Origin of the sequence: Lacrimispora sp. (genome assembly GCF_031982545.1) — a bacterium.
Taxonomy (GTDB): Bacteria; Bacillota; Clostridia; order Lachnospirales; family Lachnospiraceae; genus Lacrimispora.
The window spans coordinates 61,953-76,997 of record NZ_DALYXB010000002.1 but is presented as its reverse complement, the minus strand read 5'-3'; the positions used below and the strand labels follow the sequence as shown (position 1 = coordinate 76,997).

The 15,045-nt window shown below is 41.0% G+C and carries 16 protein-coding genes and 1 tRNA gene; 9 read left to right on the top strand and 8 right to left on the bottom strand.

The genetic code is table 11. The features are described 5' to 3' along the window. Positions 1-36: 36 nt before the first annotated feature. From cooS to ABS301_RS03835, 4 genes are all read right to left on the bottom strand, one after another. Positions 37-1,947, bottom strand: a complete 1,911-nt coding sequence (cooS, locus tag ABS301_RS03850) for an anaerobic carbon-monoxide dehydrogenase catalytic subunit (protein ID WP_349670963.1) — start codon at positions 1,945-1,947, stop codon at positions 37-39. Between the two features lie 50 nt (positions 1,948-1,997). Continuing rightward, positions 1,998-2,537, bottom strand: coding sequence for a GNAT family N-acetyltransferase (locus tag ABS301_RS03845; protein ID WP_349670962.1), 540 nt, complete (start codon positions 2,535-2,537; stop codon positions 1,998-2,000). 163 nt (positions 2,538-2,700) lie between these two features. Further along, the gene (locus ABS301_RS03840) at positions 2,701-3,132 is read right to left on the bottom strand and encodes a DUF6442 family protein (RefSeq protein WP_349670961.1); all 432 of its coding nucleotides are present in this window, start codon (positions 3,130-3,132) and stop codon (positions 2,701-2,703) included. Further along, positions 3,129-3,332 (bottom strand): helix-turn-helix transcriptional regulator, encoded by a 204-nt coding sequence (locus ABS301_RS03835; RefSeq protein WP_349670960.1) that lies wholly within the window; start codon positions 3,330-3,332, stop codon positions 3,129-3,131. The genes ABS301_RS03840 and ABS301_RS03835 overlap by 4 nt, the downstream gene beginning before the upstream one ends. 361 nt (positions 3,333-3,693) lie before the next feature. Between ABS301_RS03835 and catA the strand changes: the two genes are divergently transcribed. Continuing rightward, positions 3,694-4,350, top strand: coding sequence for a type A chloramphenicol O-acetyltransferase (catA, locus tag ABS301_RS03830; RefSeq protein WP_349670959.1), 657 nt, complete (start codon positions 3,694-3,696; stop codon positions 4,348-4,350). Positions 4,351-4,453: 103 nt separating this feature from the next. On the opposite strand, the gene ABS301_RS03825 is transcribed toward catA, so the two are convergent. The 3 genes from ABS301_RS03825 to ABS301_RS03815 all read right to left on the bottom strand — a co-directional run bounded on the left by ABS301_RS03825 (position 4,454) and on the right by ABS301_RS03815 (position 6,510). Continuing rightward, entirely contained in the window at positions 4,454-5,773 is a 1,320-nt protein-coding gene (locus ABS301_RS03825) for an MATE family efflux transporter (protein WP_349670958.1), read from the bottom strand. Between the two features lie 69 nt (positions 5,774-5,842). After that, entirely contained in the window at positions 5,843-6,028 is a 186-nt protein-coding gene (locus ABS301_RS03820; RefSeq protein WP_502877932.1) for a cysteine-rich KTR domain-containing protein, read from the bottom strand. A 17-nt stretch (positions 6,029-6,045) separates the two neighbouring features. Next, entirely contained in the window at positions 6,046-6,510 is a 465-nt protein-coding gene (locus ABS301_RS03815) for a MarR family winged helix-turn-helix transcriptional regulator (protein ID WP_349670957.1), read from the bottom strand. 249 nt (positions 6,511-6,759) lie between these two features. Here ABS301_RS03815 and ABS301_RS03810 point away from each other — a divergent pair, with 249 nt between their 5' ends. Further along, complete coding sequence (locus tag ABS301_RS03810) at positions 6,760-7,065, top strand: PadR family transcriptional regulator (RefSeq protein WP_502877931.1); 306 nt, start codon at positions 6,760-6,762, stop codon at positions 7,063-7,065. After that, complete coding sequence (locus ABS301_RS03805; protein ID WP_349670956.1) at positions 7,062-7,691, top strand: DUF2812 domain-containing protein; 630 nt, start codon at positions 7,062-7,064, stop codon at positions 7,689-7,691. Before ABS301_RS03810 ends, ABS301_RS03805 begins: the two co-directional genes overlap by 4 nt. A gap of 73 nt (positions 7,692-7,764) precedes the next feature. Here ABS301_RS03805 and ABS301_RS03800 read toward each other — a convergent pair. Then, a tRNA-Ser gene (locus ABS301_RS03800) sits at positions 7,765-7,850 on the bottom strand. A 206-nt stretch (positions 7,851-8,056) separates the two neighbouring features. Between ABS301_RS03800 and ABS301_RS03795 the strand changes: the two genes are divergently transcribed. The 6 genes from ABS301_RS03795 (at position 8,057) to ABS301_RS03770 (ending at position 15,015) form a co-directional block, all read left to right on the top strand. Next, on the top strand, positions 8,057-8,278 hold the full coding sequence (locus ABS301_RS03795; protein WP_349670955.1) for an HPr family phosphocarrier protein: 222 nt from the start codon (positions 8,057-8,059) through the stop codon (positions 8,276-8,278). Positions 8,279-8,453: 175 nt separating this feature from the next. Continuing rightward, positions 8,454-10,049, top strand: coding sequence for a ClC family H(+)/Cl(-) exchange transporter (locus tag ABS301_RS03790; protein ID WP_349670954.1), 1,596 nt, complete (start codon positions 8,454-8,456; stop codon positions 10,047-10,049). Between the two features lie 67 nt (positions 10,050-10,116). Further along, positions 10,117-10,848, top strand: a complete 732-nt coding sequence (locus ABS301_RS03785; protein ID WP_349670953.1) for a peptidoglycan recognition protein family protein — start codon at positions 10,117-10,119, stop codon at positions 10,846-10,848. Positions 10,849-10,872: 24 nt separating this feature from the next. Then, complete coding sequence (locus tag ABS301_RS03780) at positions 10,873-11,703, top strand: response regulator transcription factor (RefSeq protein WP_349670952.1); 831 nt, start codon at positions 10,873-10,875, stop codon at positions 11,701-11,703. After that, positions 11,700-13,439 carry a cache domain-containing sensor histidine kinase gene (locus tag ABS301_RS03775; protein WP_349670951.1) on the top strand — a complete coding sequence of 580 codons (1,740 nt, stop codon included), beginning with the start codon at positions 11,700-11,702 and terminating at the stop codon, positions 13,437-13,439. The genes ABS301_RS03780 and ABS301_RS03775 overlap by 4 nt, the downstream gene beginning before the upstream one ends. A 214-nt stretch (positions 13,440-13,653) precedes the next feature. After that, on the top strand, positions 13,654-15,015 hold the full coding sequence (locus tag ABS301_RS03770; protein ID WP_349670950.1) for an ABC transporter substrate-binding protein: 1,362 nt from the start codon (positions 13,654-13,656) through the stop codon (positions 15,013-15,015). Positions 15,016-15,045 lie beyond the last annotated feature (30 nt).

The following is a 15,045-nucleotide window of genomic DNA, read 5'->3' as shown; positions in this document are numbered from 1 at the left end:
TCATTCCCATCAGGAATAATACGGTCTTTTTCAATATTACAGCCCCATAGCTTTTCTTTTTTTCATGATGTGGCTTTCAATTTTTTCCGCCACTTCCACAGGATCATCTCCCAGAGCCACCTTTCCGCCTGTTAAACTTTCCACATCCTCTGTGAGCAGTTTCACAAGCTTGGGTGCACCGGTGATAAAGGGAGTCGGTGACAGATGGGTGAAGGCACCGTATGCGACGGCAAATATACCGTCTATGGTAGCTTTCTGTTCCATCCATTCTGGTGCGGTGACAGCAATGGGAAGATCGGAGATATCTGCATCCAGATAGTCAGCCAGAGCTGTTACCAGCATGGAGATTCTTCCCGTATCCGTACAGGTTCCGAAGCTTAATACCGGTGGGATTTTCAGAGCACTGCAGACTGCTTTTAAACCATCTCCTGCCTGGTTAATGGCATCCAGATTACACATACCGGCCACCTCTAAACCATGATTCCCGCAGCCGCCGGCGACAACCAGAATGTCTCTTTTAATCAGCTGCTTTGCCAGGTTTACAGTATTCCAGTCCTGTGGACCGTTTCTTAAGGTTGAGCAGTTTGCCAGCGCTACGATTCCTTTGAGCTGTCCTTTTGTAATGACATCTACAAGATTCTGTAAATCATTACCAATTGCATTCAGTACGGCTTCCGTTGAGAAGCCGGCAATTGCTTTCTGAACATGCCGGGGGACCATGGGTTTTATTTTACCATGTCTTTTTTTGAAGTTCTCAATTGCGATATGAATGCATTTATCCGCCATTTCTTCCGCTTTTTGAGGATAGTAAGGCATCTCATGCTCAGTTCCGGGGACGCCGATGATGGTGCTGACACTGACAAGGGCAACCTGGTATTTTTCCGCATATTGATCAATAGCAGGCGGAGAGCAGTTTTCCTCCATGACAAAAGCATCCACGGTACCGGTAGCCAGAAAGGGTTCAATTGCCAGCCAGTTTCCCATCAGTCCTACAAAAACATCATCCATTTCAAATCTCTGGAGCAATTCCTGTCCCGTTTCAATGGATCCTACGATATGGATTCCTTTCGCACCGCACTGTTTTGCCAGATCCTGAAATTCCTTTGTTTTCGCTTTCATAAGGGCAGCAACACCGATCCAGGGCTGATGGCCGTTAAATGCAATGTTTACATAATCTGGGTCCATAATCCCCATATCCACATCAACCTCGTGAGGCTTAGGAGTTCCAAATAAAATGTCCTGTGTCATTTCAAGACCGATCTGGGCAGTATAGATGGTGGATAACCCCAGCCTCAGTGCCTTTTTTGCAAGAGAGACATAGTCTCCATCCACATTGGTCAGGCAGCTTGCAATACTGTTTTGCACTTCATGTTCAATTCCAGAAGGATAAATGTTTAGATCATGCCATATTTTTTTTCGTTTTTTGGGAGCAAATGCCTCCACCATGATGCTGTGCTGATCCGGGTTTACTTTCATTTCCCGGTCTAACAAGTCAGCAAGACAGGTTGCCATCTCATTGATGGACTGACTGGTGTCAATTCCTGTTTTTTCGCACATCCATTTTAGTTTTTCCGTATCAGTGATCTGAAAGGTTGTATTCCCCTTTCCTGTTTCTTTCAGTGTCCGAAATGCTTCATAGGCGTGGTGGGCATAAGTAGCTGCTCCCATGATATTTCGCATAAGGAGATTTCTCATTGCCATGGCGTCGGGCCCAATTCCGCAGGCGCCCTTTTCAGGACCTTTCTGTTCGTTAATCCGGCAGGGACCGTTGGTGCACAGCTGGCAGCTCAGACCCTGGAGACAAAACTTGCACCGTATCTTTTCCTGCTCATCATATCTTGAAAATACGCTGGACAAACCATCATCTCTGATTCGTACCAGCATTTCTTCAACAGAATCGTGATAACTGACACGATCCTTCGGTTTTTCTAAAACTGCTTCTGACATAGTGACCTCCATTCTTTTAATCAAAGGTAGTATGTCAGATTTCAGAAAAATCAATTCAGTGTTTTCCATTCTTTCTTTAAAACAGCATACTGATAGGTGTTTTCATAAAGCGGTGTTCCGTCGGGATTGTTTACAAATGAAATAAATTCAAGAAATAAACCTTCCCGCCTCATTCCAAGGCGTTCACAAAGTTTCTGGGAGGGGAGATTATCATCTTCTGCGTAGGCATAGATTCTTCTTGCATCATTTTCAAAAAGATTGTTAATAACGGCCTGGGCCGCTTCTTTTGCATAACCTTTTCTTCCGTAGTTCAGATTGAAATTCCAACCAATGCTGTATGTGTCCGGATGTTCTTTCATTGTAAATATTTCTCCAATTATAAAATCCGTATCACGCAGACATACGGCGTAGCAGTTTCCATGACCATCCCCATTCTGTTTTACTTTTACTTTTTTTACGGCTTCTTCGTAAGAGTTTACTTTTTCGCTGTAAAAGCAATGTACGGGTGGTGCGGCAAGATATTCGTATAAACCAGCCGCGTCCTTTTCATCAAAGTTTCGGATAATCAGTCTGTCTGTTTCTATATGCATTTCGTTTGTCCTCCGTTATATATATTCAGTCAGAAAAAAATGGGACAAGATCTTTATAGATCTTATCCCACTTAAATAATCATGATGATTATAAGTCCTCTGACAAGTAAACTTACATGAAAAGTTTATCATAGAAAATATAAAAAGTCTTGTATTTTCTATTTTACATCTCTTTATCATATTTCGTTCGATAGTAAATTCCATACCCGTGTACAAACAGGTAAACAAAAACCAGAAGCAAAACAGTTGTAATATCAATTCTCATTAAAGCAAAAGAAACCATCAGAGCACCAAATACAAAGGTCATCATATCATATGCTTTTGCTTTTGCACGATTGGAGATTGCCATATTACGCTCATCATTTTTTTCTATCTCAAGTCTCTTTTTAAGATCAGGATCGTTTTCGGTTGCCTTACCTGAGAGAATATTTCCCATACCATGACCAAAAATCCCACAGCCAAAGCCAACAAATATATAAGGTAAAGTCAGCAGGATTCCCTTGGGATCAGGCAATGTTTTAACCAAATACAGACCAGCTGCCAGCAAAATAATTCCGATTGAAGCAAGGATGTAATCTGTTTTTGCTTTATTCACTTTGTTTCCTCCTCATAAATAAATATTTCTTCAATAGTCATGCTAAAATAACGTGCAATTTTAAACGCTAATATAATCGAAGGATTATAGCGTCCATTTTCAAGTGATCCGATAGTCTGCCTTGAAACTTCAAGAGCAGCAGCTAAGTCGTCCTGTTTGATGCCACGCAGTTTTCGTATTTTCTCTAAGCGGTTTTTCAAAACCTTCATCCTTTCATATGGAAAGTCTGCTTTCCGTTGACTTATATTATCACTTATGAAAAAGAATGTCAAGTGAACTTTCCATAGAAGATGAATGACAGGATTGTCTTTTTCATCGGCTGGTCAGAGTGTTTATGTTTTGATATAATAAAACAATTAGGAGACTAACAATAATTACTCCTATGTTATGGTTTCGCTGATAATATCATTAGCAGGCTTTGTAATATATGAACGAATGCGGTATAATACATTATTACAGTAAAATCGGAAAGGGATGCATAAACAATGATATCAACAATTTCTTTATCGATCATAGCATAAGCTTTTGCGCGTAAAATAATTGAAAGCCAGGAGAATTATTATGAGTTTTAATTTGATTGATATGAATAATTGGGTGCGTAAGGATTATTACAATCATTATATGCACAAGGTGTGCTGCACCTATAGCGTAACCTCTAATATTGAAATAAGTGGTCTTAGAACAGCATTAAAAAGCATGAACAAAAAGATATATCCAGCTCAGATATATATGCTTACTACTGTTGTTAATCAGTATCAGGAGTTTCGTATAAATATTGATTCTGACAGGAATTTAGGTTTTTGGGATGAACTTAATCCAAGCTACACCATATTCAATAAAGAAAAAGAACTGTTTTCCAGCATATGGACGATTCACAGCCATTCTTTTATACAGTTTTATGAAAACTGCATATCTGATATTGGCTGTTATTCAAGTGCTGAAAGTCTGATGCCGAAACCCGATCAACCACTCAATACGTTCAACATATCATGTTTGCCTTGGACGAGTTTTACCGGATTTAATTTAAATCTATACACAGATGGAAGTTATCTGCCCCCCATATTTACTATTGGAAAGTTTATCGAGCAGGATAATAAGGTTCTGATGCCATTATCAGTCCAGGTACATCACTCCGTATGTGACGGGTTTCATGTGGGAAGATTTATCAATGAATTGCAGGAATTAGCAGATAACTATAACGATTGGCTTTATAAGTAATGCTACACCAGCAGCGATGGTAAAGAAGAAGGGGTAAACTGTACCTACTGTTAGAGTACAGTTTACCCCTTTCTACTATAATCTGACCAAACCAGCACATCTCTTAGTCTGCATCAAAAGTTATTCCATTTCCTTCAGATCTCTTAACAATTATGGTTCCAGCCAAGAGAGAAAGAACTTCTGCAATACCAACTGTAAACCATACAAGCGTACCGTTGGAAACCATAGAAATACCCCACACGCAGGCTGGTATGAACACAAATCCCCGGAGTATATTAAGCAGTACAGACTCCTTTGTTCTCTTTGTGGAATAAAGATAGGCAGCAATTAAGGTATTGAGTGCTGCAAACAGGAATAACCAACCGTATTTTGGCATTATTGCAACTGCCATTTTGGTTGCGGCAGCATCTGCACCAAACAAGTGGCAGATGCTTGCCCCAATGAAAAAGGTGACAAGATATACCAGCCCACTTCCTGAAAAACTGAGAATTCGGCCCACCTTGAAATAATATTTCATGTTCTGTGCATTCTGCTCGCCATAACTCTGTCCAAACAGAGGCTGCATACCCTCTGCAACCCCGAGTATTACGGCAAAGGTGAAGGAAGCAACATAACTGATTACAGAATAGGCATTGATACCGTCATTGCCGATATACTTTAATACTACTGCATTCATACAAACCATCATAATTGGAGTGGTCAACTGGGAAAGCATTTCCGGCAGGCCACGGGTCATCACCTTTTTTAGTAATGACCAATCCATCTTAAATCTGGAAATTTTCAGTTCTCCACGCTTAAAAATAAAGTGTCCTCCGATAATGACAAAAGACAGGGTCTGAGAAATACCCGTTGCAATGGCAGCCCCAGCGATTCCTCCCTGAAGGGGGAAGACAAAGACCCAGTCCAGAACAATGTTGCAGACAGTACTGGTTATGGTAGCGGCCATAACTAAAACTGGGGCGTTATCATTTCGGCCGAAGCCCTGTAAAAGCATAGACAAAGCTGACGGAATGGTAAAAAGGCTGTACCAGAAAATGTATTTCACCACCATGTTGTGATATACTCCTTTGGCACCCAGAGCTATTGCAAGAGGATTTGTAAAAATAGTACCCACAATTGTGAATATAACAGCAGCTAAGATGGTCAGGCACAGGGAATGCATAAATACTTGATTTGCTCCATAAATATCCTTACGCCCAATGCGGATGGCAGTGATGGTTACACCGCCGATGGTAGTCATCATATAGAACGCGGTGATAATCATAACAAAGGGCAGTGCCATATTGACAGCGCCCAAAGCATCTGTTCCAACGCCTCGACCTACAAAAATACCATCAATGATGGTAAAGAGAAAAATAGCGCATTGGCTGAAAACAGTGGGAACTACGAATTTAAGAACATTTTTAAATTGGTTTGAATTCATAATCAGGGTTTCTCCTTTAGTTATCTTTCATAATGTAAAATAAAAAGCCGACAACAGCAATTTCTTGCGTTATCGGCTCTGCGTCTTAGCGTCTGGCTCTTTGATAATTGAAATTTTAAATTTATTGACATCTATAAGTGTTTCCCGCTTGCATTTAGGACAATAAAGCGGAAAATTTTTAAATTCTGTATTTTCCTGTATCCTGAGTCTTGTTTTCTGCTGACAAACTGGACAGATAAGCCATTGCCCGACCATAACACTCACTCCTTTCCTCATAACTCGGTTAAGGTGCCCAGCACCCTGTCTCTTTCATGCCGTATATTTTCATTGTACCTTTGATAAAGAGATATATAGGTTTCTCTTTCCTCATCGGTAAACATTAGAAATGCTTCTTCTTCAAGATCATCAATTTTGCTGATAATACGTTCTGTAAATTGTTCCCCAGCCTCTGTTAAGAGAATCCTCTTGCGATTTCTCGTTCCAGGGATTGTTTCAAGCCTTACAAGACCTTCCTTTTGCAATTTGGAGACTGACGAGTTAATTGTCTGTACAGGGTAAAACCAGTTATTGCATAAATCATTTTGTGTACAGTCCCCTTCCGTGTGAGAGATTGCGTACAATATCCAAAACGCTGTGTCTGTTATCCCAAACTTACTTGCAATACCACGATAAAGATCATCACTTTCTTTATATAGGCGTTTAAGCGTATTTAGTTGTTGTTGTAAATTTTGTTTCATTAATACACCTCCTGTTTCAGTTTTTTTTAATTCTTTAAGATTGTTAAGTTTCTGATTTCGGAAACATATGAATTATAATCCGATTTCGGAAACTTGTCAAGAAAAGTTTTCAATGATATGTAGTGTACCAAGTAATGAATCTGAAAAAACATTGACATGTATTACGTTTAGTGATATATTTTTATTACGGTAAACGTAATAAAACAAATAGGAGTGGTATATATCAGAGATAATATAAAGGGTGGGGCATTGACGGAAACAACCTTCTTTGTTCTCTTGGCTGTATATAGGCCCAATCATGGTTATGGAATCATGCAGTTTATTGAAAAGGAGACGAACGGACGAGTTGTCTTAGGTGCGGGTACTTTGTATGGGGCGATTAATACCCTTGTAAAGAAAGAATGGATTGCCCCTTTTAACGATGAATCGGATAACAAGAAAAAAGAATACCTTATAACTCATATTGGGAAGCAGAAAGCAGAAGAAGAATTACAACGTATAGAGCAGGTTTTGCACCTGGCATCAACAGTTATTAAGGGGGATAGAAATAAATGAGCAAAATAGTATTTCGATATTTTTTTGATTTTCTGAATGATCAGGAAAAGTGGTTAAACCGTATGGCCAAGGATGGTTACCGGCTAAAGAAATGTGGAAAGCTAATCTATGTTTTTGATGAGTGCTCACAAAATGAATATGAATATGCGGTAGAATTTGTGGGAAATCAGTCTTATTCCAAAGCAAAAGACTATCGGAGGTATCTTGAAAGTATGGGATTTCATACTTTTACAAAAAACATCTACCTTAATTTTTCCTATGGAAAAGTGTCGTGGAGGCCATATGCAAAAGGGATAGGGCAGATTGCTACTTCACCCGGCGGGCTCAATAAGGAACTTTTGATTTTAGAGAAAAAACGAGATGGGGAGCCATTTGAATTGCATACAGATATACACGATAAACTAAGCATCTATAAGACAGTCAGACGAGCATGCGTTTGGGCAGTTCTTATGATCGCCTTGTTGAGTGTTATGACATTCATACCCGATGTAGTGTCGGTTTCTTTGCCTATGGCATGGTTCCTTAGAATTGCTTTATTAATCTTTTTCAGTCTGTTTTTTATCCCAACGGTAAAATATTCGTCATTAGTGAAGTACCTGAAGGAAGAAAGTAAAATTTTTGAATGATTGATGGATCGGAACCATACAAAGGCATAAAAACCCCCGCGTAAACCATTGACTTACGCGGGGGTTTTGTTAGCGGAAGCGGTGGGATTCGAACCCACGTGCCCTTGCGGACAACCGCATTTCGAGTGCGGCTCGTTATGACCACTTCGATACGCTTCCATTTGAAAACACAACGACACAATTATACACGATAATTCAAAATTTGGGTAGTCTTTTCCTTAAAAAAAATACACTTTTCCCGTATAACCCTTCACTCAGTGGAAATAATAGGATTAAATAGATAAAATGCACATGATTGTAACTGAAAAACCAAAATATTTAGTAAAAATCATGAATGAAGCGGTAGAAGAAAGATGGTGTCTGAAGTGAGAAAGATCAAGCATACATTTTCCACGGTAGAGGAGCTGGTGGCTTTTGTGGTAAAGGCGGAACGGTGCAATTTTGAAATAAAAGTATTTTCCAACCATCTGGTGATTGACGGAAAATCACTGATGGGAGTTATGATTATCGGAATTGGAATACAGGTGGAGATCGTATGTTATAATGAAGCATTTTGCCCAGAACAGTTATTGGATTATGTAGCGTGAACAGAATAAAGCATAATAAAAAGAAGCCGGTCTTTCTCCTCACCAGGGCAGGGAAAGAGACCGGTTTATTTTTATGTTATCCCGGATTTTTCCTTGCAATCAGCAATTTCAGGAGCTATAATTTTAAATTGTATGTTAATAAACAAATAAAAAACGATTTACAGGAGGAAGATTGATGCAGTCCGAAGGTCATACGGCACAAAAGACAATTAACCGTTACCGCAGTTTTCGTTATGAATTGATACTCGAAGGAATTTTAACAGGAGCCATAGCCGGTTCCGTAGTTGTTTTTTTTCGATATCTGCTCAGCCATGGGGATGAACTGCTTAAATGGGTACTGAATACGGTGAAGGGGAAACCGCTTTTAATTGGGATCTGGTTTCTGGTTCTTACTGTGGGTGCTTTATTTGTAGCATTCTTGTTAAAGTGGGAGTCTTTCATCTCCGGAAGCGGAATTCCCCAGGTAGAAGGGGAAATGATTGGTGAGCTGGATCCCTGTTGGTGGAAAACCCTTGTTGCAAAGCTTGCGGGCGGGCTGGTATCTCTTGGCTTTGGTCTTTCTCTTGGACGAGAGGGCCCAAGTATTCAGCTTGGGGCCATGACAGCAAAAGGTATTTCCCGAATTTCAAAAAGATCTAAAACAGAAGAGAAGCTTTTAATCACTTGCGGAGCCAGTGCCGGTCTTTCGGCCGCATTTAATGCACCCATTGCGGGAGTTTTATTCTCCCTGGAAGAGATACATAAACATTTTTCTCCGGAAATTCTCTTATCTACCATGGCATCCTCTATCACTGCGGATTTCGTATCCCAGAATGTATTTGGTTTAAAACCGGTATTTGATCTTCAGATCACCAAAATGATTCCTCTTAACTGCTACGGATATGTGATCGCATTTGGCGTGATTATCGGAGCAATGGGTGTGGTATATAATACAACACTTTCTAAGACCCAGGATCTGTATCAGAAAATTCCAAATCAATTTGTAAGGTTAATGATACCGTTTTTATTAGCGGGAGTGTTCGGACTGTATTATCCGGCGGTACTGGGCGGAGGTCATTCCCTGGTAGAGGTACTGACCTCAGGAGAGATGATGCTTGGTGCGTTGTGTGTTTTACTGATCTTGAAATTTGCCTTTTCACTTTTAAGTTTTGGGTCAGGTGCACCGGGTGGAATCTTTCTGCCGCTCCTGGTACTTGGTGCAGTAATCGGAAGTATTTATTGCAGTGCAGTTGGAATCATGACAGATTCCCTTCAGGGTCTTTTGGGAAATTTCATTATACTTGGTATGGCAGGGTATTTCTCCGCCATTGTGAGAGCACCCATTACCGGTATCATTCTAATCAGTGAAATGACTGGAAGCTTTACCCATTTGCTTTCTCTTTCCCTTGTGTCCCTGATCGCTTATATAATCCCTGATATGGTACGCTGCGCGCCTGTTTACGACCAGCTGCTTCACCGGCTTTTACGAAAATTAAATCCGGATAGAGAAACTTCTCTCACTGGGGAAAAGGTGCTGGTGGAAGGAATGATTTTTCATGGCAGTGAAGCAGAAGGAAAAAAAGTCTCCGAAATCCAGTGGCCCCGTACCTGCCTTCTCATTTCTCTATTGCGGGGAGAAGCGGAGTTTGTACCCAGAGGGGAAACAAAGTTTCTGGCAGGAGATAAAATGGTGATTCTCTGTGATGAGTCAGCGCAGGGAAAGCTTCATGAAGTCCTGTTAAATGTGTGTGAAACTGTCAAAATGGAATCGGTAATCCGATCACATTCCTGACATTTTGGTTGACTTTTTCTTTGGAAAAGACGTAAACTGGTAGAAAAGGCAGTCAGGAGTTTGGGCCATGAATAATCAGACAAAAGATAGAATGGATGAACTGGAACGCCGGCGCAGGTCAAGAGAACGCCGGTATAAGCAAAAGAAAAAGAAGAAAAAAAGAGCATTCTTATACATATTCCTGCGGTTTGTCATATGGACCGGATTATTAGCCTGCATTCTATGGGGATTAATTTCTCTTTTCGGAAGAAACTATGTGGATATCAGGTCTGTTACCATGCCAGATTACGTCAAGCAGGACTTCCTGGAATTCAATCCTTATTCAAGACCGGGGACTAAGATGAAACGGATTAACGGAATTGTGATTCACTATGTTGCCAACCCTGGTACAACTGCCAAGCAGAACCGGGATTATTTTGCCAGCTTAAAGGATCAGACAGGGGAGAAAATGATCTCTGCAAGCAGTCACTTTATTATCGGCCTGGAAGGGGAGATTCTTCAGGAAATCCCCATCTACGAGGTGGCCTATGCAACCTCAAAGGAGAAAAATAAAGATACGGTTTCCATAGAGTGCTGTCATCCCGATGAAACCGGTAAATTTAATGACCAGACTTATGCTTCTTTAGTGAAATTTACGGCTCTTTTGTGCAAAGAACTGGGATTGACGGAAAAGGATGTAATCCGGCATTATGATGCCACCGGCAAGGATTGTCCCAGATATTTTGTGGCCCATGAAGATGCATGGAAGCAGTTCTTACAGGATGTAAAAACAGAGAGAAAGGGTATCAAAGAGGAGTAAAACTACAGGCAATGGGGGATTGCAATGTACCGATTATTGATTGTTGACGATGAAGCCATTATCAGACAGGGACTTGGTATGCTGCCCTGGAAGGAAAATGAGATTGAGGTTGTGGGGATTTTAAAAGACGGCATTGAGGCGGAAGAGCGGATCGACAGTCAGGAGATCGATATTTTACTTACTGACATCCGGATGCCCGGGTTATCCGGAATCGAGCTGGCAAAACGTACCCTGCAGAATTATCCGGATGCAAAAGTCATTCTTTTAACGGGATACGGTGAATTCGAATACGCAAGGGAAGCCATTTCACTTGGGGTATCTGACTATATCTTAAAGCCATCCACACCAGACGAAATCATGGCATGTGTGAAGAATGCATGTGAGAAATTTAATCAGGAAAAAAAGACGAAAATAAAGCTGGAGGAGCTGGAATCAAAAATTCAGGGATATTCTGCTCTTGTGAAGCCTTCAGAAGAGATTCTGGAAGCAGAAGAAGAGCGAATCGGGAAAATCATAAAATATATCTATGAAAATTATGACAGAGAGTTAAGCTTATCCGTTCTTTCCGAAGAATTTCACTTTACCACTGTTTATATGAGCCATTATATAAAAAAAGAAACAGGATATACATTTCTTGAGATTCTCACTTCCGTAAGGATGTATTATGCCGCAAAATATCTTACAGAAACCAAGCTGAAAAACGGAGAGATCTGCAGTAAAATCGGTATCTCAGACGAACGGTATTTCGGACAGATATTCAAGAAGAACTACGGCATGACACCGTATGAATACCGAAAATCAGGAAGCCATGCAGTCAATCCCTTTCAGAAATTTACGGAGACAGCCCAGTTATGAAACGATGGTATCGCAGACAAAATTTCCACAGCAAGCTGATGTTTCTTTTTCTTACTCTGATTCTCGTTCCTGTCATTTTTCTCTCGTTTATGGAGTTTTCCTATGCAAGAAGAATTCTGGCGGATAAAACCAATGATTACTTAAAGAATCTTGCATCAGTCACACTTTCAAAAATTGAAAGCACAGTGACTGCTATTGAAAATGTTGCTTTTTATATCAATGGAAATGATACCATACAAAGTTCTTTAAAGTCAGAGCAGGAGCTGGCAGACGACAGACTGGCTTATTACCGTCTCCACAGCAATATCCGGGAAATCCTTTCTTCCTATGCCCTGCTGCGGCAGGAGATTAACGCAATCAGCATCCGGTCTGACTCAGACAGAGAGTATACCTATACGAAAATACGCAGTGGGACTCCCCTGGATATCAGGGAATATATCCGGGTTGAAAATCAGTACTGGGAAGTAAAAAACGGCCATATTGTGCTGATGAAAAAGCTGTACGGATTTCCTTCTAAAAAGTCCCTTGGATATGTTGCCCTGGATGTAAATGAGAAAAGTTTATATGATATTATTTCTGATATCGATCTGTCCCAGGAAGGCAGTGTTTTTCTCGTCAATGAGGAAGGGCGCATTCTGGCAGCCAGTTCCAAGGAGCTTTCTGGAGAAGTGTTGAAAGAACCTTATATTAACTGCTTTGGGAAGAAGGAAGCATTCTACCGGGATGTAAAAATCGGAGATCAGAATTACAGCATTTACAACAGTGCCCCCATCTCAAATGGCTGGCACATGATGCTTGCCATACCAAGAGATTATTACCTGCGGGATGTGACAAAACTAAAGAACATCGTTATACTGGTCACCGTCATAACGGCTTGTTTGGCAGCCCTCATCTCTGCCCTGGTATCCAGGAATATGACAAAACCTCTTCGGGAGCTGACAAAGGCCATGGAGAATTTCGGTCAGGGAGATTTCAATATAAACTGCGAAGTTAATTCCGAAGATGAGATCGGACGGCTGAGCCACACCTTTAATCAGATGGTAAACGATATGAACAGTCTGGTCAGTACGGTCTATGAGCAGAAGGTAATGAAACAGGAAGCCCAGATGAAATCTCTGCAGATGCAGATTAATCCTCATTTTCTCTATAATACCCTGGACACTATTAACTGGATGGCGCGAATCCGTCACGCAGATGATATCGGGGATATGGTGGCGGCCCTGGGTAATATGATGCGTTATTCTCTGGAAAAGAAGTCATTTGTCCGCATTCGGGAAGAGGTTAAGAATTTAGAGGACTATCTGGCGATTCAGAATTACCGTTACCAGGATAAGATGGAGGCAGTCATTAAAATTGATGAAAGCCTGATGGATCTTTATATCCCCCGCCTTTTAATACAGCCCATTCTGGAAAATGCCATCGTACATGGAATTGAGGAAAAGCTGGACAAAGGACATATTGTGATTGCAGCCTGGCTGGAGGGTGACGATTTGTATATCCAGGTGGGAGACGACGGTGTAGGCATGACGGAAGAAGTCATTTCCCAAATCCTGTCCGAGGATTACTCCATGAATAAGAGAGGTCATACTTCCATTGGAGTTGTCAATGTCAATCGCAGAATCCAGATGATTTACGGTCAGGATTATGGTCTTCTGATACAAAGTGTATTGGGAGCCGGAACCAGAATGACCATACACATTCCGGCTGTTTTAAATGAGCAAAATGAAATCAAGTAAAGATTAATTAAGTTCGGTGGGCATGAAAAATGCCTCCCGGACTTTTTTTAATCAAAATGATTAATTTTTTAAACATTTTCATTAAATTAGTATGTATAAAACGTAAGCATAAATTGCTATAATAAACAGAAATCAGCGCTGATGGGGAATGATAAGTAATATTGGCAACTATAAAGGTATTTTGCCGTTTTATGACGGCAGATTGGAGAGGGCTATGAAAAAAAGACAAATCGGAATGTTGTTATGTGCGGCGGCAGCGGCCATTGCTTTAGCTGGCTGCGGCAGCGGTAAAACAAAAACGGAGGACACCAAGGCAGGTCAGGAGAGCAGTAAGGAAACCGGTAAGGAAAGCAGTCAGGATGCAGCAGGCGGGGATGTGGTAATCAAGGTATTCTCCAACTTACCAGACCGTACCAGCGGCCAGGGTCTCATCGAGCAGACGCTGTTTGACCAGTACATGGAGAAGAATCCAAATGTAAAAATCCAGGTGGAAGCACTGGATGACGAAAGCTATAAAACCAAATTCAAAGCGTATGCATCAGGCTCAGATATGCCGGATTTAGTAAATGCATGGGGGCAGCCGTCATTTCTTGATGAAGTAATTGATGCCGGGCTTCTGGCAGAATTAAATCCTGCAGATTATAAGGATTATGGATTTATCCAGGGTGCTTTGGACGGATTCAGCAAGGATGGAAAATTATATGGACTTGCAAGAAATACCGACGTAATGGCATTTTATTACAACAAGTCCATGTTTGAAAAATATGGAGTAAAGGTTCCTGAGACCTATGATGATTTACTGGCAGCTGTTAATACATTCAAGGCAGCAGGCGTAATTCCTGTATCCATGGATGGTTCCGATAAATGGCCACTTTCTATCTATATCAACGCATTGTATCAGCAGTATAACGGCAGCTCCTCTTCCAAGGAAATCAGAGAAGCAGTAAAGACAGGTGATTATTCCAATGAAGCATGGACAAAATCTCTGGATCAGCTGAAAAAATCCATTGATGCAGGCATTTTTCAGACCGGATTTGAGACAACTGATTATGCCACCAGCATGAATTTATTCACCAATGGCCAGGCTGCCATGTATTATATGGGAAGCTGGGAAATGTCCATGGCAACCAATGAAAATATTCCGGAAGAGATCAGAAATAACATCGGCGTATTCAATATGCCGGCAGTAGAAGGTGGAAAAGGCACAAAGACCGATCTTACGGCATGGAATGGCGGCGGTCATGCAGTAACAGCCAACTCCAAGGTAAAAGCGGAAGCCATCAAGCTGTTAAATTATATGTATCAGCCTGAAAACTGGTCCAAACTTTGCTGGGAAAAGGGAGTATGTATGTCAGCCCAGAATTTCTCACAGTATTTAACAGGCAAAGAAACTGCACTGCAGCTGGAGTTTGTAGATAAGGTAAATCATGCAACAAGTATTTCCGGAGTAACATTTAACGATCTGGGAACCAACCAGTTTAAAACAGTCAGTGAGGATGCCTCTGTTGAATTTGCCATTGGTCAGCTTACAGCAAAGGATTTTACGGATAAACTGGCAGGTGCAATGAAGAAATAGAACTTCGGTTTTCACATAAGGGGGCTGCAG